General features: G+C 59.5%; 25 protein-coding genes (1 of these 25 running past the window's edge). 14 read left to right on the top strand and 11 right to left on the bottom strand.

Going from position 1 to position 25614, the window contains the following annotated elements:
• The 6 genes from msrQ to ACP6KB_RS04180 form a co-directional block, all read right to left on the bottom strand.
• Nucleotides 1-356 carry the 5' portion of a protein-methionine-sulfoxide reductase heme-binding subunit MsrQ gene (msrQ, locus tag ACP6KB_RS04205; protein ID WP_442112187.1) on the bottom strand. It extends 265 nt beyond the left edge of the window, so the window shows 356 of its 621 coding nt (coding positions 1-356); the start codon lies at nt 354-356; its stop codon lies off the left edge, out of view.
• Nucleotides 356-1369, bottom strand: coding sequence for a protein-methionine-sulfoxide reductase catalytic subunit MsrP (gene msrP, locus ACP6KB_RS04200; protein ID WP_442112186.1), 1014 nt, complete (start codon nt 1367-1369; stop codon nt 356-358). Before msrP ends, msrQ begins: the two co-directional genes overlap by 1 nt.
• Before the next feature lie 63 nt (nt 1370-1432).
• Complete coding sequence (pssA, locus tag ACP6KB_RS04195) at nt 1433-2290, bottom strand: CDP-diacylglycerol--serine O-phosphatidyltransferase (protein ID WP_442112185.1); 858 nt, start codon at nt 2288-2290, stop codon at nt 1433-1435.
• Nucleotides 2291-2436: 146 nt separating this feature from the next.
• Nucleotides 2437-3453, bottom strand: a complete 1017-nt coding sequence (ilvC, locus tag ACP6KB_RS04190; RefSeq protein ID WP_038616234.1) for a ketol-acid reductoisomerase — start codon at nt 3451-3453, stop codon at nt 2437-2439.
• A gap of 51 nt (nt 3454-3504) precedes the next feature.
• Complete coding sequence (gene ilvN, locus ACP6KB_RS04185; RefSeq protein ID WP_010223016.1) at nt 3505-3996, bottom strand: acetolactate synthase small subunit; 492 nt, start codon at nt 3994-3996, stop codon at nt 3505-3507.
• A gap of 2 nt (nt 3997-3998) precedes the next feature.
• Nucleotides 3999-5723, bottom strand: a complete 1725-nt coding sequence (locus tag ACP6KB_RS04180) for an acetolactate synthase 3 large subunit (RefSeq protein WP_442112184.1) — start codon at nt 5721-5723, stop codon at nt 3999-4001.
• Between the two features lie 201 nt (nt 5724-5924).
• Between ACP6KB_RS04180 and ACP6KB_RS04175 the strand changes: the two genes are divergently transcribed.
• Nucleotides 5925-6170, top strand: a complete 246-nt coding sequence (locus ACP6KB_RS04175) for a hypothetical protein (RefSeq protein WP_442112183.1) — start codon at nt 5925-5927, stop codon at nt 6168-6170.
• Here ACP6KB_RS04175 and ACP6KB_RS04170 read toward each other — a convergent pair.
• The 3 genes from ACP6KB_RS04170 to mrcB are packed head-to-tail and all read right to left on the bottom strand — an operon-like array spanning nt 6146 to nt 9573.
• Complete coding sequence (locus ACP6KB_RS04170; protein ID WP_442112182.1) at nt 6146-6475, bottom strand: YqcC family protein; 330 nt, start codon at nt 6473-6475, stop codon at nt 6146-6148. The two genes, ACP6KB_RS04175 and ACP6KB_RS04170, sit on opposite strands and share 25 nt — an antisense overlap.
• The gene (locus ACP6KB_RS04165) at nt 6475-7230 is read right to left on the bottom strand and encodes a tetratricopeptide repeat protein (RefSeq protein WP_442112181.1); all 756 of its coding nucleotides are present in this window, start codon (nt 7228-7230) and stop codon (nt 6475-6477) included. The genes ACP6KB_RS04170 and ACP6KB_RS04165 overlap by 1 nt, the downstream gene beginning before the upstream one ends.
• Nucleotides 7231-7251: 21 nt before the next feature.
• Complete coding sequence (mrcB, locus tag ACP6KB_RS04160; protein WP_442112180.1) at nt 7252-9573, bottom strand: penicillin-binding protein 1B; 2322 nt, start codon at nt 9571-9573, stop codon at nt 7252-7254.
• Nucleotides 9574-9691: 118 nt separating this feature from the next.
• On the opposite strand from mrcB, the gene ACP6KB_RS04155 reads away from it, so the two are divergent.
• The 4 genes from ACP6KB_RS04155 (at nt 9692) to ACP6KB_RS04140 (ending at nt 12743) form a co-directional block, all read left to right on the top strand.
• Nucleotides 9692-11254, top strand: coding sequence for an AAA family ATPase (locus ACP6KB_RS04155; protein ID WP_442112179.1), 1563 nt, complete (start codon nt 9692-9694; stop codon nt 11252-11254).
• 103 nt (nt 11255-11357) lie between these two features.
• Nucleotides 11358-11702, top strand: a complete 345-nt coding sequence (locus ACP6KB_RS04150; protein ID WP_442112178.1) for a pentapeptide repeat-containing protein — start codon at nt 11358-11360, stop codon at nt 11700-11702.
• A gap of 167 nt (nt 11703-11869) precedes the next feature.
• Nucleotides 11870-12142, top strand: coding sequence for a TfoX/Sxy family protein (locus ACP6KB_RS04145; protein WP_442112177.1), 273 nt, complete (start codon nt 11870-11872; stop codon nt 12140-12142).
• A 283-nt stretch (nt 12143-12425) separates the two neighbouring features.
• Nucleotides 12426-12743, top strand: coding sequence for a Rieske (2Fe-2S) protein (locus ACP6KB_RS04140; protein ID WP_442112176.1), 318 nt, complete (start codon nt 12426-12428; stop codon nt 12741-12743).
• Here the strand turns inward: ACP6KB_RS04140 and sfsA are convergent.
• Both sfsA and ACP6KB_RS04130 read right to left on the bottom strand, forming a co-directional pair.
• On the bottom strand, nt 12733-13446 hold the full coding sequence (gene sfsA, locus ACP6KB_RS04135) for a DNA/RNA nuclease SfsA (protein WP_442112175.1): 714 nt from the start codon (nt 13444-13446) through the stop codon (nt 12733-12735). The genes ACP6KB_RS04140 and sfsA overlap by 11 nt on opposite strands.
• Nucleotides 13446-14618 (bottom strand): pyridoxal phosphate-dependent aminotransferase, encoded by a 1173-nt coding sequence (locus tag ACP6KB_RS04130; RefSeq protein ID WP_442112174.1) that lies wholly within the window; start codon nt 14616-14618, stop codon nt 13446-13448. Before ACP6KB_RS04130 ends, sfsA begins: the two co-directional genes overlap by 1 nt.
• Nucleotides 14619-14828: 210 nt before the next feature.
• Between ACP6KB_RS04130 and dksA the strand changes: the two genes are divergently transcribed.
• The 9 genes from dksA (at nt 14829) to panC (ending at nt 25503) form a co-directional block, all read left to right on the top strand.
• Nucleotides 14829-15275, top strand: coding sequence for an RNA polymerase-binding protein DksA (gene dksA, locus ACP6KB_RS04125; RefSeq protein WP_442112173.1), 447 nt, complete (start codon nt 14829-14831; stop codon nt 15273-15275).
• A gap of 73 nt (nt 15276-15348) precedes the next feature.
• Entirely contained in the window at nt 15349-16236 is an 888-nt protein-coding gene (gluQRS, locus tag ACP6KB_RS04120; protein WP_442112172.1) for a tRNA glutamyl-Q(34) synthetase GluQRS, read from the top strand.
• Nucleotides 16237-16447: 211 nt separating this feature from the next.
• Nucleotides 16448-16624, top strand: coding sequence for a hypothetical protein (locus ACP6KB_RS04115; RefSeq protein ID WP_003250005.1), 177 nt, complete (start codon nt 16448-16450; stop codon nt 16622-16624).
• Nucleotides 16608-19562, top strand: coding sequence for a sensor histidine kinase (locus ACP6KB_RS04110; protein WP_442112171.1), 2955 nt, complete (start codon nt 16608-16610; stop codon nt 19560-19562). The genes ACP6KB_RS04115 and ACP6KB_RS04110 overlap by 17 nt, the downstream gene beginning before the upstream one ends.
• 22 nt (nt 19563-19584) lie before the next feature.
• Nucleotides 19585-21024 (top strand): sigma-54-dependent transcriptional regulator, encoded by a 1440-nt coding sequence (locus ACP6KB_RS04105; protein WP_442112170.1) that lies wholly within the window; start codon nt 19585-19587, stop codon nt 21022-21024.
• A 702-nt stretch (nt 21025-21726) separates the two neighbouring features.
• Entirely contained in the window at nt 21727-23118 is a 1392-nt protein-coding gene (locus ACP6KB_RS04100; RefSeq protein ID WP_442112169.1) for a polynucleotide adenylyltransferase PcnB, read from the top strand.
• A 2-nt stretch (nt 23119-23120) separates the two neighbouring features.
• Nucleotides 23121-23597, top strand: coding sequence for a 2-amino-4-hydroxy-6-hydroxymethyldihydropteridine diphosphokinase (gene folK, locus ACP6KB_RS04095; RefSeq protein ID WP_442112168.1), 477 nt, complete (start codon nt 23121-23123; stop codon nt 23595-23597).
• Nucleotides 23598-23848: 251 nt separating this feature from the next.
• Nucleotides 23849-24649: a 3-methyl-2-oxobutanoate hydroxymethyltransferase gene (gene panB, locus ACP6KB_RS04090; RefSeq protein ID WP_442112167.1), complete on the top strand. Its 801-nt coding sequence runs from the start codon at nt 23849-23851 to the stop codon at nt 24647-24649.
• The gene (gene panC / locus ACP6KB_RS04085) at nt 24646-25503 is read left to right on the top strand and encodes a pantoate--beta-alanine ligase (RefSeq protein WP_442112166.1); all 858 of its coding nucleotides are present in this window, start codon (nt 24646-24648) and stop codon (nt 25501-25503) included. The genes panB and panC overlap by 4 nt, the downstream gene beginning before the upstream one ends.
• The last annotated feature ends 111 nt before the right edge of the window (nt 25504-25614 follow it).

The following is a 25614-nucleotide window of genomic DNA, read 5'->3' as shown; positions in this document are numbered from 1 at the left end:
AAGCCCAATGCCCCGACAATAATGTAAGGCCGCTTGCTGAGCTCGACGCCCAACTGCCCCCAGTCCAGGCCCAGCACAAACACCATGTACGACGTCATGTGCAGCACTATATAAGCAAAACACCAAAGCCCCAGCTGCCGGCGCGAGACGATCCACCCCGCCCAGCCAGTCAGGCGCTGAAGCGGCGTCATGCTCAAGGTAATAAGAAGAAAGATCAGCGCCCCCAGCCCCAATCGGTCAACCAGGATTTTGCCGGGGTCCGGCCCCAGCGCATTCATGGCTGCTTCATACAGCCACCACAGTGGCCAGGCACTGGCCAAAATGAAAATACCAAGACGAAACAGTGGATAGCGCATCAATAGTTCTTCCGCAGATCAAGCCCGCTATAAAGCCCTGCCACTTCTTCGGCGTAGCCGTTGAACATCTGGGTAGGGCGCACGTTCGGACTGAACAAGCCACTCGGCAATCGACGCTCTCGCGCCTGGGTCCAGCGCGGGTGATCAACCTCGGGATTGACGTTTGCATAGAAGCCGTACTCTTCCGGCGCTATTGCCTGCCAGGTGGTGCGAGGCTGCTGTTCAACCAGGCTGATACGGACAATCGACTTGATGCTCTTGAAGCCGTACTTCCATGGCACCACCAGGCGTAACGGCGCACCGTTCTGATTCGGTAGCTCTCGCCCATACATGCCCACCGCGAGGATCGCCAAGGGGTTCATCGCCTCATCCATGCGCAAGCCTTCTATATAAGGCCAGTCGATCAGCGCGAAATTGGAGCGCTGCCCCGGCATGGATTTCGGATCTTGCAGCGTTTCGAAGCGGATAAAACGCGCTTTGGCTGTGGGCTCTACCTGCTTGAGCAACGCCGAAATCGGAAAACCAAGCCAGGGAATGACCATCGACCACGCCTCAACACAACGCAGTCGGTAGATTCGTTCCTCCAGCTGGTAGGGTTTCATGAAGTCTTCCAGCGCATAACGCCCGGGTTTGCCCACCTCACCATCAATAACAACCGTCCACGGCTCGGTCTTTAGGCTACCGGCATTGGCGGCCGGATCACCCTTGTCGGTTCCGAACTCGTAGAAGTTGTTGTAGTGAGTGGCATCTTTGAACGGGGTAATCGCCTCCCCCGGTGCAGTGACGGCCTGCCACTGCGTAGCGCCGAGCTTTTCGCTGAACCAGCCAGGCGCCCTGCCCGCCTCGACATTGGCATACCGTGATACTTCTGCCGCCCCCACCAGACGCGGCAATGCTGTAGCGGCCAAGGCAGCCAGTGACCCGCCGAGGACGGCACGGCGTGATACGTAAAGGGATTCGGGGGTAATTTCCGACTCTTTGCAATCGGACGCTTTGGGCAGCTTGATTAGCATAGTGGCTCCGTAGAACTGGAAGACTGATGCACCAGTAGACTACGGAGCCCAAGTGAAATTACATCACTCGATAGTTTTCCGTCGACGGATGCGCAGCAGGTACTGCACCGGGCCGGAAGCCGCATAGCCGAGGAACACCAACAGCAGAATGCGCGGTGGATCACTAAAGACTACTGCGAATACCAGCACCACTGCCAGAATTGCTACGAAGGGTACGCGGCCCTTGAGATCCAGCTCTTTGAAGCTGTTGTACTTGATGTTGCTGACCATCAGCATACCCGCCGCAGCCACCAGCAACGCCACCAGGAACGAAAGCTTCGAGCCCTGGATACCGTAGTCACTGAACGCCCACACGGTACCGGCCACCACACCCGCCGCAGCCGGGCTGGCCAGGCCGATGAAGTAGCGTTTGTCAGCCTTGCCGACCTGGGTGTTGAAGCGCGCCAAACGCAACGCTGCGCCTGCAACATAAATGAAGGCGACCATCCAGCCGACTTTACCCATGTCACCCAAGGCCCAGCCAAACGCCAGCAATGCCGGCGCCACACCGAAGGCAACCATGTCCGACAGCGAGTCGTACTCGGCACCAAAGGCACTTTGCGTGTTGGTCATACGCGCCACACGGCCATCGAGACCGTCGAGCACCATGGCAACAAAAATCGCGATTGCAGCAAAGGCGAAATACTTGCTCGCCTCGCGCGGGTCACCAGCGCTCAGTGCCGCCTGGGCACTCATGGAGTTGATGATGGAATAGAAACCGGCGAACAGGTTCGCGGTGGTGAACAGGTTAGGCAGCAAATAGATGCCGCGATGACGTACCTTGCGTCCTTCGGCGTCATGCCCTTCTTCAACATGCTCATCGATCGGTAGCAGGCTTTCGGCGTCAGAGGCCTTGTTCGGCTCTTCGGGACGTTCGCTCATTGAGATTACCTTGCAACGGAGTGGAAAATTTCGACAGATGTCTGCGACGAGGGTTCGCCGACAGACGATGAAGCTTTATACCAGAAGCTGACCGCCTAAACGAAAAAACGCGGCCGAAGCCGCGTTTTCATCGCATCAAAACAAGATTAGTTCTTGGCTTTGTCGACGATTTTGTTCGCTGCGATCCAAGGCATCATCGAGCGCAGTTGCTCGCCGATTACTTCGATACCGTGAGCGGCGTTGTTACGACGCTTGGCGGTCATCGATGGGTAGCCGGTAGCACCTTCGCTGATGAACATCTTGGCGTATTCGCCGTCCTGAATACGCTTCAGAGCGTTGCGCATAGCCTGACGGGATTCGGCGTTGATAACTTCTGGGCCGGTCACGTACTCGCCGTATTCGGCGTTGTTGGAGATCGAGTAGTTCATGTTGGCGATACCGCCTTCGTACATGAGGTCAACGATCAGCTTCAGTTCGTGCAAGCACTCAAAGTAGGCCATTTCAGGCGCGTAGCCAGCTTCAACCAGGGTTTCGAAGCCCGCTTTGACCAGCTCAACAGTACCGCCACACAGAACGGCTTGCTCGCCGAACAGGTCGGTTTCGGTTTCGTCTTTGAACGTGGTTTCGATGATACCGGTACGGCCGCCACCAACGCCTGCAGCGTAGGACAGCGCAACGTTCTTGGCGTTGCCCGAAGCGTCCTGGTAGATCGCGATCAGGTCAGGAATACCGCCGCCTTTGACGAACTCGGAACGTACAGTGTGACCTGGCGCTTTTGGCGCGATCATGATCACGTCCAGGTCAGCGCGTGGCACAACCTGGTTGTAGTGAATCGCGAAGCCGTGGGAGAAGGCCAGGGTAGCGCCCTTCTTGATGTTCGGCTCGATTTCGTTCTTGTACAGCTGGCCTTGGAACTCGTCCGGGGTCAGGATCATGACCAGGTCGGCAGCAGCAACAGCGGAAGCTACGTCGGCAACTTTCAGGCCGTGAGCTTCGGCTTTGGCAACAGTGGCCGAACCTTTACGCAGACCGACAGTGACATCCACACCGGAGTCTTTCAGGTTGCACGCTTGAGCGTGGCCCTGGGAGCCGTAACCGATGATGGCAACTTTTTTGCCCTGGATGATCGAAAGGTCGCAGTCTTTGTCGTAGAAAACTTTCATGAACATACCCCTGTTATCTCGGCCCGATAGGGCCATCGCTAATTTTTTGAGTTAGATGCTGAGCACTTTGTCGCCACGGGCAATGCCGGTGACGCCACTGCGCACTGTTTCGAGAATGGACGCGGTACCGATGGCCTGAATGAAGCTATCAAGCTTGTCGCTGGCGCCAGTCAGCTGCACGGTGTAGACGCTGCTGCTGACATCGACGATCTGCCCACGATAGATATCGGTGGTGCGTTTGATCTCGGCACGCTGTGCGCCCGTGGCCTTGATCTTGACCAGCATCAGTTCACGTTCGATGTGCGCGCTTTCCGAGAGGTCGACCAGCTTGACGACTTCAACCAGCTTGTTCAGGTTTTTGGTGATCTGCTCGATCACCTCATCATGACCGACCGTGGTCAACGTCAGACGCGACAGGGTCGGGTCTTCGGTCGGCGCTACGGTCAGGCTTTCGATGTTGTAGTTACGCTGCGAGAACAGACCCACCACGCGAGACAAGGCACCGGGTTCGTTTTCCAACAGCAGGGAAATAATGTGCCGCATGATTAGGTACGCTCCGTCTTGCTCAGCCACATGTCGCGCATAGAGCCGTCTTTGATCTGCATCGGGTAGACGTGTTCGCTGTTGTCGACCTGGATGTCGATGAACACCAGGCGGTCTTTCATGGCGAACGCTTCTTCGAGCTTGGGCTTGAGGTCCTTCAGGCTGGTGATGCGAATGCCCACGTGACCATAGGCTTCAGCCAGCTTGACGAAGTCAGGCAGCGATTCCATATAGGAGTGCGAGTGACGGCTGTTGTAAGACATGTCCTGCCACTGGCGAACCATGCCCAATACGCCGTTGTTCAGGTTGACGATCTTGACCGGCAGGTCGTACTGCAGGCAGGTCGACAGCTCCTGAATGTTCATCTGGATGCTGCCCTCGCCGGTAACACAGGCAACGTCCTGGTCCGGGAAGTTCAACTTGACGCCCATGGCCGCCGGGAAACCGAAGCCCATGGTGCCCAGACCACCGGAGTTGATCCAGCGGTTCGGCTTGTTGAAGCGGTAGTACTGCGCCGCGAACATCTGATGCTGACCCACGTCGGAGGTCACGAAGGCATCGCCTTTGGTCACTTCGCAGAGGGTTTCGATTACGGTTTGCGGCTTGATGACGTTACCGTCGCCCTTGTCGTAAGGGAACATGTCGCGATCACCACGCCACTCTTCGATCTGCTTCCACCAGGCGTCCATCGCGGCCTTTTCTGGCTGCTCGCCGATTTCGCGCAAGGTCGCAACCATTTCGGTCAGGACGCTGTCGACTGGGCCGACAATCGGCACATCGGCCTTGATGGTCTTGGAGATCGACGCCGGGTCGATATCGATGTGGATAACTTTGGCGTTCGGGCAGAACTTGGCCGGGCCGTTGACCACGCGGTCGTCAAAGCGTGCACCGACCGCGAAAATCACGTCGGCGTGGTGCATCGCCAGGTTGGCGGTGTAGCTGCCGTGCATACCGAGCATGCCGAGGAACTGGCGGTCGGTACCCGGATAGCCACCCAGGCCCATCAAGGTATTGGTAACTGGCAGGTTGAGCATCTGGGCGATTTCGGTCAGCGCAGCAGAGCCGCCACCGAGGATCACGCCACCGCCGGCATAAACCACCGGACGCTTGGCCGCCAGGAGCATTTCTGCAGCCTTGCGGATCTGCCCCGAGTGACCACGGACAGCCGGGCTGTAAGAGCGCAGCTTGACCTTTTTCGGGTAGACGTATTCGAACTTTTCCGCCGGGTTGGTCATGTCTTTCGGGATATCGACAACGACCGGACCTGGACGGCCCGACTGCGCCAGATAGAAGGCTTTTTTCAGCACTTCCGGAATTTCCGACGCATGTTTGATCATGAAGCTGTGTTTCACGATCGGCCGGGAAATACCGATCATGTCGGTTTCCTGGAAGGCATCGGTGCCGACCATGGTGCTAGGCACCTGACCGGAAAGAATGACCATCGGGATGGAGTCCATGTACGCAGTGGCAATACCGGTAATGGCATTGGTTGCGCCCGGACCGGAAGTTACCAGTACCACGCCGGCTTTGCCGGTGGCACGGGCGTAACCGTCCGCCATATGAGTAGCAGCCTGCTCGTGACGAACCAGGATGTGGTGCACTTCCGGTTCTTTGAACAGGGCATCGTAAACATGAAGGAGAGCACCACCAGGGTACCCGTAGATGTGCTTAACGCCTTCGTCACGCAAAAAGCGGACGACCATCTCAGCGCCAGATAAAAGCTCCACGTTGTTCACCTCTAAAACGCCAGAATACCGCCCACGGTGGACGGGTCTTAATAGGTTTACTGCCAAGCAGAGCATGAGCGACGGAATCGCCGACTACGTCAGCACTGACTGAGCAAGTATTGGGAGCACCCCAAAGTGTTGCGGGGTTTTCCCACCCAGCGCGAGGTAACGCGTTGCGGGGTGTAACAGGTCGGCGCGGGTGTGCGCCTCATGATCTGCTTAGCGGGTCTGCTTCTGGCAGTCCCTCTACAGCGGAATCTGGATTCTTCTTTTTCGGCGCGCGCAAGTCAAGAAAAATTATTGCCAATTTCGCGCAAGGACGAACAACAGCCACCACTATTACCAACGACAGCAGCAGAAAAACAAACATTCCATACAAAAAGAGCCACAATCTGTGGCTCCAAGGGTGAAAAGAGGGAAATTCAGGCAGATGGACTGATCAATTGATCAAATTCTGCTAGTAGCCTGCGTAGCTCGCGGCTTTGCTCCGGACGATCGGCATAAACCGTTTCAGCCATGACCAGGATGCCGGAAGCATTCGGCAGCGCCAGCCCCTTTTCGAGAATCTCTTTCATTTTCGGCAGAAAAATCCACTGCAGCCACTGGTCGAAGTTCATGCTATCGACCGCAAACGGCACGGTGCTCGCCAGCGCTTGCGCGCTAGGGGCTGCGTCGCTCCACCAGCCCTGGGCGTGTAACTCGTGCTCAATCAGCAGCAGGTGATCGGCAATTTCCAGAATGCGCGGGTCCATTACAGGTTGACCTGCGCTTTCTGCCGCGCCAGCGCTGCACCGGCGGAGTCGCCCTGCTTGTCACGGGCCTGGGCAATGATCCCCCACAGGCCTGCTTGCAGGTCTGGGCGGCCGTTGGCGTAAGTCAGGGCGCGGCGGGCCAACTGCTCGGATTGCGCGGCATCACCCTGAGCCAGACGCACCTGGGCCAGGCGGTAAAGCACTTGCGGTTCGCGCGGGGCGATACGCTGGGCACGTTCCAGGCTCGACGACGCACCGTTGTAATCACCGCTGCCCTGCTGTTGCTGGGCCGTGGTCAACAGCGCAAGCACTGGACCGTCGAGCTGTTCATCCGCCGACAAGACGCCGCTGGCTGCACTGCGCGGAATGCCGCTAGGTGCGCTCGGCGTAGTGCTGCTTGGCATGGTGTAGCTGCCAGCGTTGGTCGAACTGCTCTCGAACGGCAGCGAACTGCTTGGGCCCGGCGTGATCGGGCTGGTGCTGATCGGCGCTGGCGCGGTCGAAGCCGGGAAGGTTTGAATCGGCGAAGCGCCTGCCCCTTGCGGCACCATCACAGTGACACCGGAGTCCTGAGGCACTGCTTGAGCCTGACGAGTACCGCTATTGACCTGCTGCGCGCCACGGTTGGCGGTGACCCGCTCGCTGTTGGATACACGCGTGCCCGAGTCGACCACCGGAATCGAGCCGCGCTGCACGCTGGCACAACCGTTGAGCAAAGCTAGAGCCGTCAAGGCAGGAATCCACCACTTGTTCACTTCACACCTCTCGCTTAATGCTTAATTCATCCAGCCCTTGACCCAATCCATAACGGATTCGGCCGGGTCCTGCGTACCGCCACAGGCAGCACCGGCAGGCGGCTCACTGCCGCGAATATACGGCATCTGTACTGCCCCCGGGCAACTGCTGTCAGAGCCCTGCCCGGAGTGCGGGTCAATCCATGCCTGCACCACGTTATCGGGTAGCGGCATGTCCAGCGGCAACGGGTCGGCCTTGCGCATGAAACTGGTCCAGACCTGCAGGGCGCCGGTGGCACCGGTGAACGGTGTTTTGCCGTTGTCATCACGCCCCAGCCAGACCACCGCCAGCAGATCCTGACTGAAGCCTGCAAACCAGCTGTCACGCGAATCGTTACTGGTACCGGTCTTGCCTGCCAGGTTCAACGAACTTGGCAACACACTGTAGACCGAGCGGCCGGTACCCTCGCGCATGACGCGCTGCATAGCGTTCTGCACCAGGTAGATCGCCCCCGGGTCGAAGGTTTGCTGGATCTGGAACGGGTAACGCTTGAGCGGTTCACCCTCTGCAGTCAGCACGCTGCGGATACCGCGCATCGGCGTGTTGAAACCACCATTGGCCAGGGTCTGGTACATGGTTGCGACCTGCATCGGCGACATACCACCAGCGCCCAGCAGCATCGACGGGAACGCTGGCCATTCAACATTCACGCCCAGACGCCCAATGGTTTTGAGCACATTTGGCACCCCCAGTTCCAGGCCTAGCTTGGCCGTCGACAGGTTGTAGGAGTTTGCCAAGCCCTGGTACAGGTAGATCGTGCCGTGGGAACGACGGTCATAGTTCTGCGGCCGCCAGACCTGGCCGTCGCCACCTTTGACCGAGAACGGCTCATCTTGCACCCAACTGGTCAGGGTGTACTGGCTCGGCTTTTCCAAGGCGGTCAGGTAGACAGCAGGTTTAACCAGCGAGCCAATCGGCCGTACGGCATCAATCGCCCGGTTGAACCCGGCAAAGCCCGCCTGGCGGCTGCCGATCAACGCCTGAACCTCACCGGTTTCAGGGTTGGTCACGACCATCGCCGCTTCGACTTCGTCCGCACCTTTGCGACCGGCCAGACGCTTGAAAGTCTCGGACATTGCAGACTCAGACTTCATCTGCAAAATCGGATCGAAGCTGGTGAAAATTCGCAGGCCTTCTTCAGTCAAGTCTTCGTCGCGGTAGTCTTGGCGCAGCTGGCGTTTGACCAGATCAAGGAAACCGGGGAAGGAGCTGTCGGCCAAGCTGCCGCGCTTGGTTACACCCAACGGCATTTTCTTCGCTGCGGCAACCGCTTCGGGAGTGGCTACACCCTGCTCAGCCAGCAGATCCAGCACCAGGTTACGCCGCACGGTGGCGCGCTCTGGGTAACGGCGCGGGTTGTAGTAAGAAGGCCCCTTGACCATCCCCACCAGCAGCGCCACTTGATGCAGTTTCAATTCAGACAGCGGCTGACTGAAGAAGAACTGGCTGGCCAGGCCAAAGCCGTGCACCGCACGCTGGCCGTCCTGACCGACGAACACTTCGTTCAGGTACGCTTCGAGGATCTCGCGCTTGTCGTAGTGCAGTTCCAGCAGCAACGCCATCATCGCTTCGGTCAGCTTGCGGCTGAGGCTGCGCTCGTTGGTCAGGTAGAAGTTCTTCACCAACTGCTGCGTCAGGGTACTGCCGCCCTGGCGCATCGCCCCCGAAGAGGTATTGACCCAGACAGCACGGGCAATCGACTTCGGTGACACCCCGAAGTGGCTATAGAAGTCGCGGTCTTCCACAGCGACCAGGGTTTCCAGCAAATACGGCGGCACCTGATCGAGCTTGATCAGGATGCGGTCTTCAAGGTTTTTCGGGTACAAACCACCGATCAACAGCGGCTCCAGGCGAACCACGTCGAGCTTGGAACCATTGAGGCCACTCAAGCCCGCTACATAGTCGCCAGAGAAACGCACACGCACCGCTTGCGCCTGCTCCATGCCCTCATAGAACTGGAAGCCACGGGTGTTGAGCTCGACGGTGTTGCCATTGACGGCAGCCGCGCCCGGGCCGTTGGCAACGCTCTCACGGCGATAGCCCAAGGCATCGAGCTCGATGAGGAAGTCGCTCTTGCTCAGTTTCTGTCCGACGAACAGCTCCAGCGGCCGGGCATAGACCTTGGCCGGGATGGTCCAGCGCTTGCCGGAGAACTTCTCCTGGACCACAGCGTCGAGGTAAATGGCGAAGCCTGCCAGCACCACAAGGCCAACCAGGCTGAGCTTGATGGCCCAGCCCAGCCAGGCGCGAGAGCGGCCAGACGGGCGTTTTTTCGGGGTACGGGGGGATCGGGTACGAGTCATGGCGGCGGATTATACGCACTTTATCGATCATCGACAGGCGCCCTCCGGCGGTTTGCACCAGCCACGCTTGCCGCCATAATGGCCGACTCGAAATCACCAAGACCCAGAAGGATCGCCCGTGAGCCAAGCCTTGATCACCGCGCTGCAGAACCCCGCCCTGTTCCCTCACCCGGTGAAGGAGTTTCAGCTCATTGAGACCCATATCTCCTGGGTACTGCTGACCGGCGACTACGCCTACAAGATCAAAAAGCCGATGAACTTCGGTTTCCTCGACTTTACCGAGCTGTCCAAGCGCGAGCATTTCTGTAACGAAGAGCTACGCCTGAACCAGCGCCTGACTGAAGGCCTGTACCTGGAAGTGTTGCCGATTACCGGCAGTGCCGAAGCACCACAACTGGGCGGCGAAGGCAGCGCCATCGAATACGCGCTGAAAATGCGCCAATTCCCACAGAATCAGATGCTCAGCACCCTACAGGCCAATGGTGAACTGACCGCCGAGCATATTGACCAGATGGCCCGGCAAATCGCCGAGTTCCATCTGCAGGCCCCGAAAGTCTCGGTGGAGCATCCGCTGGGCACCCCGGACAGCGTCATGGCGCCGGTTGAGCAGAACTTCGAACAGATTCGCCCGTTCCTCACCGAAAAAGCCGACCTGCAACAGCTCGACGCCTTGCAAGCCTGGGCTCGGGACAGCTTCAAGCGTCTGCACAGCCTGCTCGAGGCACGTAAAGCTGAAGGCTTCATTCGCGAGTGCCACGGCGACATCCACCTGGGTAACGCCACTCTGATCGACGGCAACGTGGTGATCTTCGACTGCATCGAGTTCAACGAGCCCTTCCGCCTGACTGACGTGTATGCCGATGCCGCCTTCCTGGCCATGGACCTTGAAGACCGTGGCCTGAAATCGCTGTCGCGGCGCTTCATCAGCCAGTACCTGGAATTGACCGGTGACTACGCCGGCCTGGAGCTGCTGAACTTCTATAAGGCTTACCGCGCCCTGGTACGGGCCAAGGTCGCCCTGTTCAGCATGCCGGGCAATGCCGACGCCGTGCAGCGCGCCACTACCCTGCGCACCTACCGCAACTACGCCAACCTGGCCGAAAGCTACAGCGCCATTCCTTCGCGCTTCCTGGCTATCACCCAGGGTGTTTCTGCCGTAGGTAAAAGCCATGTCGCCATGCGCATGGTCGACGCCCTGGGTGCCATCCGCCTGCGCTCGGACGTAGAGCGCAAGCGCCTGTTCGGTGAGCAAGCAAGCAGCAGCGCTGGCCAGTTGCAAGCCGGCATTTATAGCGATGATGCCAGCCAGGCCACCTATGAGCGTTTGCACCAGTTGGCGCAAACCGTTCTGCGCGCCGGCTTCCCGGTGGTGATTGATGCCACTTACCTCAAGCAGGCCCAACGCCAGGCGGCAGCAGGCGTTGCCAACGAGACCGGGGTGCCCTTCCTGATCCTCGACTGCAATGCACCGTTGGCCGTGATCAGCAGTTGGCTGGCACAGCGTCAGGCCGACAAAAACGATCCTTCCGACGCCACCTTGGAAGTAGTTGAAGCGCAACTGGCCAATCGCGAGCCGCTGAGCAGTGAAGAGCTGCTGCAAAGCAAGCGTGTCGAAACCAACGAAAGTGGCAGCCTCGACGAGTTGGTCAAGCAGATTCGTCAGCGCCTGCCAGGGCTCTGACAACTTAAGGACGTGAAGCAGTCGACACTTCACGCCTGAATCCGGGCGCTCCTCACATGATGGCACTATAGTGCCATCATGAGTCCAACAGGGAGGCGCTCGCATGAATCAGCCACGGCAACTGGACAGCGCACTGTATGCGCTGGTGCATGACGAACAGATCGCCAGCTTCAACCGCGAAAAGCCCAAGGATGCCAGCATCGACTTTCGCGGCGGCGATTTCCGCGGCCTCGACCTGCGTGAGTTGGACACCACCGGTATCGACTTCACCGATGCTTACTTTCGCGCCGCTGACCTGCGCGGTCTGGACCTGCGCCACAATGGCCTGGAGGGCGCCAGCCTTTCCCATGCACAGATTTCCGGCACTTACTTCCCCAGCGAACTGAGCGCCGACGAGATTTTGATGTCGGTTAATTTCGGCACCCGCTTACGCTACCGAACCCGTTGATTGCACAGGCTAAAGCGCCCGCCAGCTAAAGCTCAGCGGGCGTCTTTGGGCTACCCGTCGGTACAAGGATGGCAAAACGCCGCGTATTTCCCAAGTGCCGCTACACTCCTCTTTGACCTGCTTACGATTCCCTATAAAGACCCGTTCAGCCGTCGCAAGGAGGCTTGATGAACGATGAACTGCAGCATCTGAAAAACCTTGGCAAGACTTCTGCGCAGTGGCTGCATGCGGTCGGTATCCACAGCGCCTCGGATTTGCGCCGCCTAGGGGCGGTGAATGCCTACAAGGCCGTGCGTACCCGTGGCTTCCGGGCCTCCAAGGTGCTGCTCTACGCGATTGAAGGCGCCTTGCTTGACGTGCATTGGAACGACATTCCGGCCGAACGCAAGGAAGCCCTGAACCAGCAACTCGATGGCAAATGCATTCAGAAAAATAGTTGAGAATATTGCGGTGTGGTAGTTGACAGCGTAATGAGAATCGTTATGATTACCACAACTGGTCGCGAGACTGGTTGGATAAACTGAAAGCCCTTGGTTCGGACTCTCAGATTATCTCCTCATCAGGCTAATCACGGTTATTGACCCGGCTTTTTGCCGGGTCTTTTTTTTGCGCTGTGGGAACTGTCTTGTACCACCTGTGGGAGCGGGCTTGCCCCGCGATTGTGGCGTACCACCTCCGCACCTGGGTAGATAAACCCAGCACCACGCGGTATAAAGCGACGCTATGCACTTTCTCTGTTTACCCAACGATCTGGGCGAAGGCCACAGCCGCGGCTTTACCGTCGACGACACCAGCGTGTTCGCCGTGCGCCGTGCTGGTCGCGTGTATCTCTACCGCAATCGCTGCCCGCACCGCGGCATCCCTTTGGACTGGGAGCCCGACCAATTTCTCGACAGCAGCGCCAGCCTGATCACTTGCTCTCGGCATGGCGCGCTGTTTCTGATCGAATCTGGCGAATGCGTGGCCGGACCTTGTGAAGGCGAACAACTCACCTCCCTGAATTGCCTGGAAGACCCTCAGGGCATCTGGCTCATCGATTGAGCAGCACCGGCAAGGCACGGTCGATGTAAATCTGCTCGCCATCGACGTAGCTGCCATAAGCAAGTACTTCAACGCCATCCGCCACTGCAGCCCGCAGCGCTTGCGCGTAGGCAGCGTCGATTTCTTCAGCAGGCCGCACCGCCTCGATACCACTGAGGTTGACGCAGTACAGTTGCACCGCCCGAATACCCTGACGGGCCAGCGCTGCCAACTCACGCAAGTGCTTGGCACCGCGCTGCGTCACGGCATCCGGAAAGGCCGCCACGCTTGAGTCGGCGTAGCCCAGGGTGACGCTCTTGACCTCGACATAGGCCGGCCCTTGAGCAAACTCCAGGCGAAAGTCGATCCGGCTGCGCTCTTCGCCGTAAGGCACCTCACGCTTCAGCGTGGTAAACCCGGCCAGCTCGTTGATGCGCCCGGCAAGCAAGGCTTCCTCGACCAGCGCATTGGCTCGCCCGGTATTCACGCAGGCCAGGCGTCCCTGAGGGGTTTCACTGATTTCCCAGGTCCCCGGCAGTTTGCGCTTGGGGTCATTGGAGCGGCTGAACCAGACCTGCCCACCCTCAACCATGCAATTGAGCATCGAGCCGGTATTGGGACAGTGGATGGTGATCTGCTCACCGCTGGCCAGTTCGATATCCGCGAGAAAGCGTTTGTAACGTCGCAGCAACCGCCCGGATTCAAGTGTTGGAGAAAAACGCATCAGCCTTGCCAACTCCGCAGACCACGGGCGATACGCTCCACTGCCTCCTGCAAGCGCGGCAGGCTCTGGGTATAGGCAAAGCGCACGTGGTGTCCGGCCTGGTGACGACCGAAGTCCAGGCCTGGGGTAAAGGCGACATGTTCGGTTTCCAGAAAGTGCTGGCAGAAGGCGAACGCATCACCACCGAAAGCACTGATATCGGCGTACAGGTAAAACGCGCCCTGAGGCTCGACGGCGATCTTGAAGCCCAGTTCGCGCAGGGCTGGCAAGAGGAAGTCGCGGCGCCGGGCAAACTCGGCACGTCGCTCTTCAAGGATGGCCAGGGTCTGTGGCTGGAAGCAGGCCAGGGCGGCATGTTGCGCCATGCTCGGGGCACTGATGTAGAGATTCTGTGCCAGCTTCTCCAGCTCACCCACCGCTGCCGGAGGGGCCACCAGCCAGCCAAGGCGCCAGCCGGTCATGCCGAAATACTTGGAAAAACTATTCAAGACAAAGGCGCTGTCATCGACTTCCAGCACACTGGCTGCGTCCATGCCGTAAGTCAGCCCATGGTAAATCTCATCCACCACCAGATGGCCATTGTGCGCCCGCGTCGCTGCCGACAGGCTAGCCAGCTCGGTGCGGTCGAGCACTGTACCGGTTGGGTTGGCAGGGGATGCCACCAGTGCACCGACAGTGTCCTGATCCCAGTAACGCTCTACCAGGTCAGCAGTCAGTTGATAGTTGACCTCTGGCCCTACCGGTACCAGTTGCGCCCCGCCTTCGACCAAACGCAAAAAATGCCGATTGCACGGGTAACCCGGGTCAGCCAACAGCCAGTGTTTTCCCGGGTCCACCAGCAGGCTGCTGGCCAGCAACAAGGCACCGGAACCGCCGGGGGTAATGAGGATTCGTTCAGGGTCGATGCCCAGGCCATAGCGTTGCTGATAGAAGCTGGAAATGGCCTCGCGCAGCGCTGGCAGGCCGCGCGCAGCCGTGTAACGGGTATGCCCGGCAGCCAGTGCCGCCTGCCCGGCTTCGACGATAGGCGCGGCCGTGGTGAAGTCTGGCTCGCCGATCTCCAGGTGAATCACATCATTGCCGCTGGCCTGCAGCTCATTGGCACGGGCCAGCAGCGCCATGACGTGGAAGGGTTCTATGGCGCGGCTGCGCGCACTGTAGGACTGGGCCATCAACCTTCTCTCAAATGAGTCTAGAATAATGATTCTACCCGTGTCCTGAAGCGAACGTGTGGCTAAACCTGTGGTCAACCACGAAGACAACGGGAGTAGCGCGCCCCGATTCGATCTGGTAAGTTCGGCGGCTCGCAGTCGCAGGGCCGGCGGGCGCCGGAGATGGAGCAGCCTGCGCAATGGATTAGAAAAGTGAGAGGCGGTCTATTCATGTCCACCCTAGAAAAGCAAAAAGCTAGTCAGACCATGTACGGCGTCGAACCCTATAAGGAAACAAAGGGTGAGGAGTACATGGGCGAGCCCATGCGCAAGCACTTCATCAAGCTGCTCGGCGCATGGAAACATGAGCTGATGACCAGCGTCGATCGCACCGTGGACCACATGAAGGATGAGGCGGCCAACTTCCCAGACCCCGCCGACCGCGCCAGCCAGGAAGAAGAATTCGCCCTGGAACTGCGTAACCGCGATCGCGAGCGCAAGTTGATCAAGAAGATCGACAAGACCCTGCAGAAAATCCAGGACGAAGATTACGGCTGGTGTGAAGCCTGTGGTGTAGAGATCGGCCTGCGCCGTCTTGAAGCCCGCCCAACCGCCGACTTGTGCTTCGACTGCAAGGAACTGGCGGAGAAGAAAGAAAAGACCGTCGGCAAAGGCTGATAGCCAACCGACCAGAACGGGGCGCCACGAGCGCCCCGTTTCATTTGTGCCCTCTTATACTTCCAGCGTTGCCATGAACCAGACTTCCTATGTCGGGCGTTTCGCCCCCACCCCCAGCGGCTTTCTGCATTTCGGCTCGCTGGTCGCCGCCCTCGCCTCCTGGCTCGATGCCCGCGCCGTAGGTGGCCAGTGGCTGTTGCGTATGGAAGACATTGACCCGCCTCGCGAAGCGCCCGGTGCCCAGGCAGCTATCCTGCGTACCCTGGAAAGCTATGGCCTGGAATGGGATGGCGAGGTGGTCTACCAGAGTCAACGCCATGCGGCCTACGCCGAGGTGGTCGAGCGCTTGTTCCGTCAGGGCCTGGCTTACGCCTGCACGTGTTCGCGCAAACAGCTTGAAGGTTACAACGGCATATACCCCGGTCTGTGCCGTAACTGCTGCCATGCCCAAGAAGAGGCTGCCATTCGCCTGCGCGTCCCGGAGCTGACTTACCGCTTTGAAGACCGGGTGCAGGGTACTTTCGAGCAGCATCTGGGCCGTGAGGTGGGTGACTTCGTCATTCGCCGCCGCGACGGACTCTATGCCTACCAGTTGGCCGTGGTGCTGGATGACGCCTGGCAAGGCGTGACCGACATCGTTCGCGGTGCCGACTTGCTGGATAACACTCCCCGCCAGCTTTACCTGCAGGAACTGCTGGGCTTTTCGCAACCGCGCTATCTGCATGTACCGCTGATTACCCAGCCCGACGGCCATAAGCTGGGTAAAAGCTACCGCTCCGCGCCCCTGCCTGCTGAACAGGCCACACCGCTGATTCTGCGGGCCCTGCGTGCACTGGGCCAAGCCACCGATGCAGGCATGGAACAAGGCTCACCGGCCGAAGTACTGGCACACGCCGCCACACACTGGAACCCCGGCGCCATCCCCCGGCGCCTCACCGTGCCAGAAGCAGACCTCCTGTAGGAGCGGGCTTGCCCCGCGATAGCGGTGTCCCAGGTTCATCGAATCGCGGGGCAAGCCCGCTCCTACCGAGCAGCACAAACTCTAATAAATTCAAATCTTTGGCTAATTTGCGCAAGGCCGCTTGCAGTCGTCAGCCCATCCGTTACCATCGCCACAGCCATTTGCGCCAATAATAAGTCCAAGCCATAGCGCCCTAACCTTTGAGGCCAGCATGTATATCTATCGTTTGGTCCTGCTTCTGGTCGTGGGGATCTATCTGTTCTCTCCGGCCATCATGGACTGGTGGATCGAGCCAACCGGTGCCTGGTATCGCCCTTACCTGCTCTGGCTGATCCTGATCGTCGTGACCTTTATCCTGCAGAGCCAACGTGATGCCGATGAGCTTTAGTCTGACCCAGATGATCCTGATCAGCGCCGCCTACCTGCTGGTGCTGTTCGGCGTGGCCTGGGTCAGCGAACGTGGGATGATCCCGCGCTCGATCATTCGCCACCCGCTGACCTACACCCTGTCACTGGGCGTCTATGCCAGCGCCTGGGCCTTCTACGGCTCGGTCGGGCTGGCGTATCAATATGGTTACGGTTTTCTGGCCTGTTACCTGGGTGTTTCCGGGGCGTTTCTGCTAGCGCCGGTGCTGCTGTACCCGATTCTTAAAATTACCCGCACCTATCAGCTGTCGTCGCTGGCTGACCTGATCGCTTTTCGCTTTCGCAGCACCTGGGCCGGTGCGCTGACCACGGTGTTCATGCTGATCGGTGTGCTGCCGTTATTGGCCCTGCAGATTCAGGCGGTGGCCGACTCGATCAGTATCCTCACCGGCGAGCCGGTCAAGGCTCGGGTTGCCCTGGCCTTCTGTGCCTTGATTACCTTGTTCACCATCTTTTTCGGCTCGCGCCATATCGCCACCCGGGAAAAACATGAAGGGCTGGTGTTTGCCATCGCCTTCGAATCGGTGATCAAGCTGTTGGCCCTCGGTGGCATTGGCCTGTACGCCCTGTACGGCGTGTTCGGCGGGCCGCATCAGTTGGAAGTGTGGCTGCTGCAGAACCAGACCGCGCTGGCCGCCTTGCATACGCCATTGCAGGAAGGCCCGTGGCGAACCCTGTTGCTGGTGTTCTTCGCCTCGGCCATCGTCATGCCGCACATGTATCACATGGCCTTTACCGAGAACCTCAACCCACGTTCGCTGGTCAGCGCCAGCTGGGGCCTGCCACTGTTCCTGTTGCTGATGAGCCTCGCGGTGCCGCTGATCCTCTGGGCCGGCCTGAAAATGGGCGCCAGCACCAGCCCGGAATACTTCACCCTGGGCCTGGGAATCGCCGCCAACAACCAGGCGCTGGCCTTGCTCGCTTATGTCGGCGGGTTATCGGCGTCCAGCGGGCTGATCATCGTCACCACCCTGGCCCTGTCGGGCATGGCCCTGAACCACCTGGTGCTGCCGCTGTACCAACCGCCCGCCGAGGGCAATATCTATCGCTGGTTGAAATGGACCCGCCGGGCACTGATCGTCGCCATCATCGCTGCCGGTTTTGGTTTCTACCTGACCCTGGAAAGCCAACAGGATCTGGCCAACCTCGGTATCGTCGCCTTCGTTGCTACCTTGCAGTTCTTGCCGGGTGTTCTTTCGGTGCTGTACTGGCCGACCGCTAACCGTCGCGGCTTCATTGCCGGTTTGCTGGCCGGGATTCTGGTGTGGATGGTCACCATGCTGTTGCCTTTGATCGGCAACCTGCAGGGCTTCTACATTCCGCTGCTGAACATGATCTACGTGCTCGACGACACCAGTTGGCACATGGCGGCCATTGCGTCGCTGGCGGCAAACGTCTTGTTGTTCACCCTGATTTCGCTGTTCACCAATGCCAGCACCGAAGAAATCAGCGCTGCCGAAGCCTGCGCAGTAGATAACGTGCGCCGCCCGCAACGCCGCGAACTGCATGCTGCCTCACCTCAGGAATTCGCCACGCAACTGGCCAAACCCCTGGGCGCCAAGGCCGCACAAAAAGAAGTGGAACAGGCCCTGCGTGACCTTTATTTACCGTTTGACGAGCGCCGCCCCTACGCCTTGCGGCGCCTGCGCGATCGCATTGAGGCGAACCTGTCGGGCCTGATGGGCCCCAGTGTGGCCCAGGACATGGTGGAAACCTTCCTGCCCTATAAGTCGGGTAACGAAAATTACGTTACCGAAGACATTCACTTCATCGAGAGTCGCCTGGAAGACTATCACTCGCGCCTGACCGGACTGGCCGCCGAGCTTGACGCCCTGCGCCGCTACCACCGCCAGACCTTGCAGGAACTGCCGATGGGCGTCTGCTCGCTGGCCAAGGATCAGGAGATCCTGATGTGGAACAAGGCCATGGAAGAACTTACCGGCATTCCGGCCAAGCGCGTGGTTGGCTCGCGCCTGACGACGATCAGCGAACCCTGGCGCGGCCTGCTGCTGGGCTTCACCAACATTCCTGATGAGCACCTGCACAAGCAGCGCCTGGGCCTGGACGGTCAAACCCGCTGGCTCAACTTGCACAAGGCCGCCATCGACGAGCCCCTGGCGCCGGGTAACAGCGGCCTGGTGGTACTGGTCGAAGACCTCACCGAAACCCAGGCCCTGGAAGACAAGCTGGTGCATTCCGAACGCCTGGCCAGTATTGGCCGCCTGGCTGCCGGGGTGGCCCACGAGATCGGCAACCCGGTCACCGGCATCGCCTGCCTTGCGCAAAACCTGCGTGAAGAGCGTGAAGATGACGGTGAGATCACCGAACTGAGCAGCCAGATTCTCGAGCAGACCAAGCGTATTTCACGCATCGTCCAGTCGCTGATGAGCTTTGCCCACGCCGGCAGCCACCAGCACAGCGACGAGCCGGTGTGCCTGGCCGAAGTGGCGCAAGACGCCATCGGTCTGCTGGCCTTGAACCGGCGCAATTTCGAAGTACAGTTCTTCAACCTGTGCGACCCCGAGCACTGGGTCGATGGCGACCCGCAGCGTCTGGCCCAGGTCTTGATCAACTTACTGTCCAATGCCCGCGACGCCTCACCGCCCGGCAGTGCCGTGCGCGTCAAAAGCGAAGCGAGCGAGCATACCGTTGACCTGATCGTCGAGGACGAAGGCAGCGGTATTCCGAAAAACATCATGGATCGTCTGTTCGAACCCTTCTTCACTACCAAGGACCCGGGCGAAGGTACCGGACTGGGGCTTGCTCTGGTCTATTCCATCGTGGAAGAGCATTATGGACAAATCACCATCGACAGCCCGGCTGACATCCAGAGTCAACGTGGCACTCGGATTCGAGTGACCCTGCCGCGTCATGTCGTAGCGACGTCCGCTGTGAACTGAGACCGTCGAGAGAATTGAATCAATGCCTCATATTCTGATCGTCGAAGACGAAACCATCATCCGCTCGGCGCTGCGTCGCCTGCTGGAGCGGAACCAGTACCAAGTCAGCGAAGCCGGCTCGGTACAGGAAGCCCAGGAACGCTTCAGTATTGCCACCTTCGACCTGATCGTCAGTGACCTGCGCCTGCCTGGCGCTCCGGGCACTGAATTGATCAAGCTCGGCCAAGGCACGCCCGTGCTGATCATGACCAGCTACGCCAGCCTGCGCTCAGCCGTCGACTCGATGAAAATGGGCGCGGTGGACTACATCGCCAAGCCGTTTGACCATGACGAAATGCTGCAAGCCGTGGCGCGCATCCTGCGTGATCGGCAAAACGCACCTGCGGCGCCCGCCGAAGCTCGGGGTGGCAACAAGGCCGGCCTTGCCGACAAAGGCAGCAGCAATGCCGCCAATGGCGAAATCGGCATCATCGGTTCCTGCCCACCGATGCAAGACCTGTACGGAAAAATCCGCAAAGTCGCGCCGACTGATTCGAATGTGTTGATTCAGGGTGAGTCAGGCACCGGTAAAGAGTTGGTTGCCCGTGCCCTGCACAACCTCTCACGGCGCGCCAAGGCGCCGATGATTTCGGTGAACTGCGCCGCCATTCCGGAAACCCTGATCGAGTCGGAACTCTTCGGCCATGAAAAAGGCGCCTTCACCGGTGCCAGCGCTGGCCGCGCAGGCCTGGTCGAGGCCGCCGACGGTGGCACCCTGTTCCTCGATGAAATCGGTGAACTGCCTCTGGAAGCACAGGCTCGCCTGCTGCGGGTGCTGCAGGAAGGCGAAATTCGCCGGGTCGGCTCGGTGCAATCGCAAAAAGTCGATGTACGCCTGATTGCCGCTACTCACCGCGACCTGAAAAACCTGGCAAAGGTCGGTCAGTTCCGTGAAGACCTTTATTACCGTCTGCACGTGATTGCCCTCAAACTGCCTGCCTTGCGTGAGCGTGGTGCTGACGTCAACGAGATCGCCAACGCCTTCCTCGCCCGCCAAAGCGCGCGCATCGGCCGTAACGATCTGCGTTTTGGTCACGATGCCGAACAAGCCATTCGTCATTACTCCTGGCCGGGTAACGTCCGCGAGCTGGAAAACGCGGTCGAGCGTGCGGTGATTCTGTGCGAGAGCCCGGAAATTTCCGCGGACCTGCTGGGTATCGACATTGAGCTGAGCGATCTGGATGACGACGAGCCGTTTGCCGGGCTGTCCGGTAACGGCAGTACCGGCAACAACACCAGCCACGAGCCCACCGAAGACCTGTCACTGGAAGATTACTTCCAGCACTTCGTCCTTGAGCATCAGGACCACATGACCGAAACCGAGCTGGCGCGCAAACTCGGGGTCAGTCGCAAGTGCCTGTGGGAACGTCGCCAGCGCCTGGGTATCCCACGGCGCAAGAGCGGTGCCACCAGCGACAGCTGATTCATTTCAGCACAATGTGGGGTGCAAAGCGGTAACACGGGCAAATGTGAAAAAACTGTTACCCCACCGCAATCTCGTAACAAAAACCGGGGCTTACGGTAACGAAGCCCCGGTTTTTTTTCGCCCTCCCGGGCCCCCAAAATCGCTCCAAGCCCTTGTTTTACTGGGGTTTGCAAAAGTTGGCACGGCACCTGCTATATGTTTGGTACAAGAACAATAACAAGCACTGCAAAAGACAATAAAAATAAGACGAATCGGCTCACGCACAATAAGAACAAGACGGCGGAGGCGCAGCTAACTGATTCTTTTGGAGAGGGGTTGTTTTTGGGGCTTGCCCCACAACCAGGCAGAGAACAACAAAAACTGCACTAAAGCAGAGCCTGAACTGGTTGGATCACACGATCATTACAACATCAGCGACCAAAGCAATCCGTTTGCTCTTGAATCCCGGTTAGGGAGATCGTCCACAAGCTTTGCGTTTTGTGGATAGGGCGCTCAACAAAAACAAGAAGCCCGGCAAAAAAACAATAAGAGCACGCAACTACTTCTTGGGGAGCTTCGGCTCCCCTTGTAGTTTCTCCCCTCCTGCATCACCCCGCTTTGCTAGCGCCTACACCATCCCCCGAGTAAATGCTAGAATCCCCGCCCATCATGCGGCCATTCTTCGTTTTTGGCCGAACATTCCTTCAAACAGTGCATCCCATGCTGAAGAAGCTGTTCCAGTCGTTCCGTCCTCCCGTACGTGGCGCGCACCACAAACGCACCACGCCTGAAGTGATCAATAGCGGTCAACACTCGCTGCAACGTGGCCAATTCAGTCGTCATGCGGTGAGTATCGTTGAGCGCCTGCAAAATGCTGGCTACCAGGCCTACCTGGTGGGCGGCTGTGTCCGCGACCAACTCCTGGGCATCACCCCCAAGGACTTCGACGTCGCCACCAGCGCCACCCCCGAGCAAGTCCGTGCCGAATTTCGCAATGCGCGCATCATCGGCCGCCGTTTCAAGCTGGTCCACATTCACTTCGGTCGTGAAATCATCGAAGTCGCGACCTTCCGTGCCAACCACCCGGAAAACGAAGCCGCAGAAGACAGCCACACCTCCTCGCGTAACGAGAGCGGGCGGATTCTGCGTGACAATGTCTACGGCACCCTGGAAGAAGACGCGCAACGCCGCGACTTCACCATCAACGCCCTGTACTACGATCCGGTCAGCGAGCGCATTCTCGATTACGCCAATGGCGTTCACGACATCCGCAATCGTTTGATCCGCCTGATCGGTGACCCGACCCAGCGTTACCAGGAAGACCCGGTGCGCATGCTGCGCGCCGTGCGTTTCGCCGCCAAGCTGAACTTCGGTATCGAAAAACACACCGTACAGCCAATCCGCCAACTGGCACCGATGCTGCGCGAGATCCCGGCCGCCCGTCTGTTCGAAGAAACCCTCAAGCTGTTCCTCTCCGGAAACGCAGCTGACACCTTCGAAATGCTGGTCGACCTGCAGTTGTTCGATCCGCTGTTCCCTGCCAGCGCCGAAGCGCTGGAAGAGCATCCGACGTACACGCATACCCTGATCAGCCAGGCGCTGATCAATACTGACCTGCGCATCAAGCAGGGCAAACCGGTCACACCGGCGTTCCTGTTTGCCGCACTGTTGTGGCCAGCCTTGCCAGGCCGCGCACTGCGCCTGCAAAGCCGTGGCATGCCGCCGATTCCGGCAATGAACGAAGCAGCCCATGAGCTGATCAGTGAGCAGTGCCAGCGCATCGCCATTCCGAAACGCTTCACCTTGCCGATTCGCGAAATCTGGGACATGCAGGAGCGCCTGCCGCGCCGTAGCGGCAAGCGTGCCGAGGTCTTGCTCGACAACCCGCGCTTCCGTGCCGGTTATGATTTCCTCTTGCTGCGCGAGAGCGCTGGCGAGGAAACCGACGGCCTGGGCCAATGGTGGACCGACTACCAGGACAGCAACGACAGTGAGCGGCGCGACATGATCCGCGACCTGGGCAGTCGTGAAGACGGTACCAGTGCCGGCCCGCGCAAGCGCAAACGTAGCCCGAGCAAGCGTAAGCGTGCCGACGGCGGCGCAGGCGAATAAGCATGGAGCGCGTGTACATCGGCCTGGGCAGCAATCTGGACGAACCGCAGGAGCAACTGCGCAGCGCCATCAACGCGCTGCGCGAGCTGCCCGACACCACCGTGACAGGCATTTCTGCGTTCTACAGCAGTGAATCGCTGTCTCCCGGCCAACCGCGCTACACCAATGCCGTGGCCGAGCTGGACAGCGCGCTGGCGCCCCTCGACCTGCTCGATCAGCTGCAAGCCATCGAAGCCGCGCAAGGCCGCGAGCGCAAAGAGCGCTGGGGGCCGCGTACGCTCGATCTGGATATCTTGCTGTATGGCGATCACACCATCGACATCCCGCGCCTGAAAGTCCCGCATTACCACATGCATGCGCGACCGTTCGTCCTCTACCCACTGGCTGAACTGGTCCCGCAGGACTTTCGCCTGGCCGACCAGCGCAGCCTCGCCCAGTTGCTGGCAGATTGCCCGTTCGTCGGCCTGGAACGCCTGTAACCGGGCGTTCCCCCACGCGGTAACGCCCGTAACAGCGCATTAGTAACAATGCGGTAACAGGGTAATTGACTTCAGCCCCCTCCCTCACGACTATAGGCGTCCGGTGGCGCGTGCGCGCCGCAAAAAGGCGTATATAGGCCTGGAACAGGTCGTAACTAAAACACCACAATCGATGATGTGCTGTTCCAGAAGATGAATACATGCGTTGTACGCAGTCGTTTTTCACAGCGCCTGAATGAGGATTCCTTTTCATGCCAGATGTAACCCTGACCACCCTGCAAAGCCTCAAGGCCAAGGGTGAGAAAATAGCCATGCTGACCTGCTACGACGCGACCTTTGCCCAGGCCGCCAGCCGAGCCGGCGTGGAAATATTGCTGGTGGGTGACTCCCTGGGCATGGTCCTGCAGGGCCATGACAGCACTTTGCCGGTGACCAACGCCGAGATGGCCTACCACACTGCCTGCGTCAAACGCGGTAACGAAGGTGCGCTGATCCTCGCCGACCTGCCGTTCATGGCCTGTGCCACCACTGAACAAGCGTTCGCCAACAGTGGCGCCTTGATGCAGGCCGGTGCGCATATGGTCAAGGTCGAAGGCGCCGCCTGGCTGGCGGAAACCATCCGCCTGCTGGCCGAGCGCGGCGTTCCAGTGTGCGCCCACATGGGCCTGACCCCGCAAACCGTCAATATCCTCGGCGGCTACAAAGTCCAGGGTCGCCAGGAAAACCAGGCGCGGCAAATGCGCGCCGATGCCATTGCCCTGGAGCAAGCGGGCGCCGCAATGCTGTTGCTCGAATGCGTACCCAGCGAACTTGCCGCTGAAATCACTCAAGCAGTGAGCATCCCGGTGATCGGTATCGGTGCCGGTAGCGCCCCCGATGGCCAGGTGCTGGTGCTGCACGACATGCTGGGCTTGTCGCTGAGCGGACGCGTACCCAAGTTCGTGAAAAACTTCATGGTCGGCCAGAGCGATATTCAAGGTGCGCTCAAGGCTTATGTAGCCGCCGTCAAGGACGTCAGCTTCCCTGCCAGCGAACACGGGTTCAGTGCATGAATACAGTTAAAACCGTACGCGAGCTGCGTGCCGCCGTGGCGCGTGCACGCAGCGAAGGCAAACGCATCGGTTTCGTGCCGACCATGGGTAACCTGCACAGCGGCCACGCCGCGCTGGTGACCAAGGCCGCCCAACGCGTCGATTTCGTGGTTGCCAGCATCTTCGTCAACCCGCTGCAGTTTGGCCCTAACGAAGACCTCGACAAGTACCCACGCACGCTCGCCGCCGACCAGGAGAAACTGCTTGAGGCCGGCTGCCATCTGCTCTTCGCCCCCAGCGTCGAAGAAATGTACCCCGACGGCATGGACGGCCAGACCCGCGTCAGCGTTGCGCAACTGTCCGAAGGCCTGTGCGGCGCCAGCCGACCTGGGCATTTCGAAGGTGTGGCGACGGTGGTCAGCAAACTGTTCAACATGGTCCAGCCAGATCTGGCCGTGTTCGGTCAAAAAGACTTCCAGCAACTGGCGGTGATCCGTGCGCTGGTGCGTGACCTGAACATGCCGATTCAGATCATTGGCGAGCCGACCGTGCGCGCTGAAGACGGCCTGGCCCTGTCGTCACGCAATGGCTACCTGAACGATGAACAACGTGCCATTGCACCGACGCTGTATCGGGTGCTGCGGCAAATGGCCGATGCGATCGAACAGGGTGATCGGGACTACCCGGCCTTGATCGCCAATGGTCAGCAACAGTTGGAAAGCGCGGGCTTTCGCCGCGACTATCTGGAAATTCGCCAGGCCCTGAGCCTGCGCCCGGCAACCGCCGACGACCGCGACCTGGTCATCCTCGTCGCCGCCTTCCTCGGTGCTACCCGCCTGATCGACAACCTGCATCTGGATCTTGGCACCCTGTAACAAGGTCGCCAGCCGAGCCCACTCCCTGTTTGCAGACCGCGTGCCTATAATTGGCATCAGCCTGCAAACAGGGCGCTGTTTTCAGTGTCCAAGGCAGTTCACGCAATAAGG

Source organism: Pseudomonas sp. NUPR-001 (assembly GCF_052147955.1).
Taxonomy (GTDB): Bacteria; Pseudomonadota; Gammaproteobacteria; order Pseudomonadales; family Pseudomonadaceae; genus Aquipseudomonas.
This window is presented reverse-complemented; position numbering and strand designations above follow the sequence as displayed.

Coding starts and splice junctions, on each gene's coding strand:
- msrP (WP_442112186.1), bottom strand. CDS start 1,369: ATGCTAATCAAGCTGCCCAAAGCGTCCGATTGCAAAGAGTCGGAAATT.
- pssA (WP_442112185.1), bottom strand. CDS start 2,290: ATGAGCGAACGTCCCGAAGAGCCGAACAAGGCCTCTGACGCCGAAAGC.
- ilvC (WP_038616234.1), bottom strand. CDS start 3,453: ATGAAAGTTTTCTACGACAAAGACTGCGACCTTTCGATCATCCAGGGC.
- ilvN (WP_010223016.1), bottom strand. CDS start 3,996: ATGCGGCACATTATTTCCCTGCTGTTGGAAAACGAACCCGGTGCCTTG.
- ACP6KB_RS04170 (WP_442112182.1), bottom strand. CDS start 6,475: ATGGACCCGCGCATTCTGGAAATTGCCGATCACCTGCTGCTGATTGAG.
- mrcB (WP_442112180.1), bottom strand. CDS start 9,573: ATGACTCGTACCCGATCCCCCCGTACCCCGAAAAAACGCCCGTCTGGC.
- ACP6KB_RS04150 (WP_442112178.1), top strand. CDS start 11,358: ATGAATCAGCCACGGCAACTGGACAGCGCACTGTATGCGCTGGTGCAT.
- ACP6KB_RS04145 (WP_442112177.1), top strand. CDS start 11,870: ATGAACGATGAACTGCAGCATCTGAAAAACCTTGGCAAGACTTCTGCG.
- ACP6KB_RS04140 (WP_442112176.1), top strand. CDS start 12,426: ATGCACTTTCTCTGTTTACCCAACGATCTGGGCGAAGGCCACAGCCGC.
- sfsA (WP_442112175.1), bottom strand. CDS start 13,446: ATGCGTTTTTCTCCAACACTTGAATCCGGGCGGTTGCTGCGACGTTAC.
- ACP6KB_RS04130 (WP_442112174.1), bottom strand. CDS start 14,618: ATGGCCCAGTCCTACAGTGCGCGCAGCCGCGCCATAGAACCCTTCCAC.
- dksA (WP_442112173.1), top strand. CDS start 14,829: ATGTCCACCCTAGAAAAGCAAAAAGCTAGTCAGACCATGTACGGCGTC.
- gluQRS (WP_442112172.1), top strand. CDS start 15,349: ATGAACCAGACTTCCTATGTCGGGCGTTTCGCCCCCACCCCCAGCGGC.
- ACP6KB_RS04115 (WP_003250005.1), top strand. CDS start 16,448: ATGTATATCTATCGTTTGGTCCTGCTTCTGGTCGTGGGGATCTATCTG.
- ACP6KB_RS04110 (WP_442112171.1), top strand. CDS start 16,608: ATGCCGATGAGCTTTAGTCTGACCCAGATGATCCTGATCAGCGCCGCC.
- ACP6KB_RS04105 (WP_442112170.1), top strand. CDS start 19,585: ATGCCTCATATTCTGATCGTCGAAGACGAAACCATCATCCGCTCGGCG.
- ACP6KB_RS04100 (WP_442112169.1), top strand. CDS start 21,727: ATGCTGAAGAAGCTGTTCCAGTCGTTCCGTCCTCCCGTACGTGGCGCG.
- folK (WP_442112168.1), top strand. CDS start 23,121: ATGGAGCGCGTGTACATCGGCCTGGGCAGCAATCTGGACGAACCGCAG.
- panB (WP_442112167.1), top strand. CDS start 23,849: ATGCCAGATGTAACCCTGACCACCCTGCAAAGCCTCAAGGCCAAGGGT.
- panC (WP_442112166.1), top strand. CDS start 24,646: ATGAATACAGTTAAAACCGTACGCGAGCTGCGTGCCGCCGTGGCGCGT.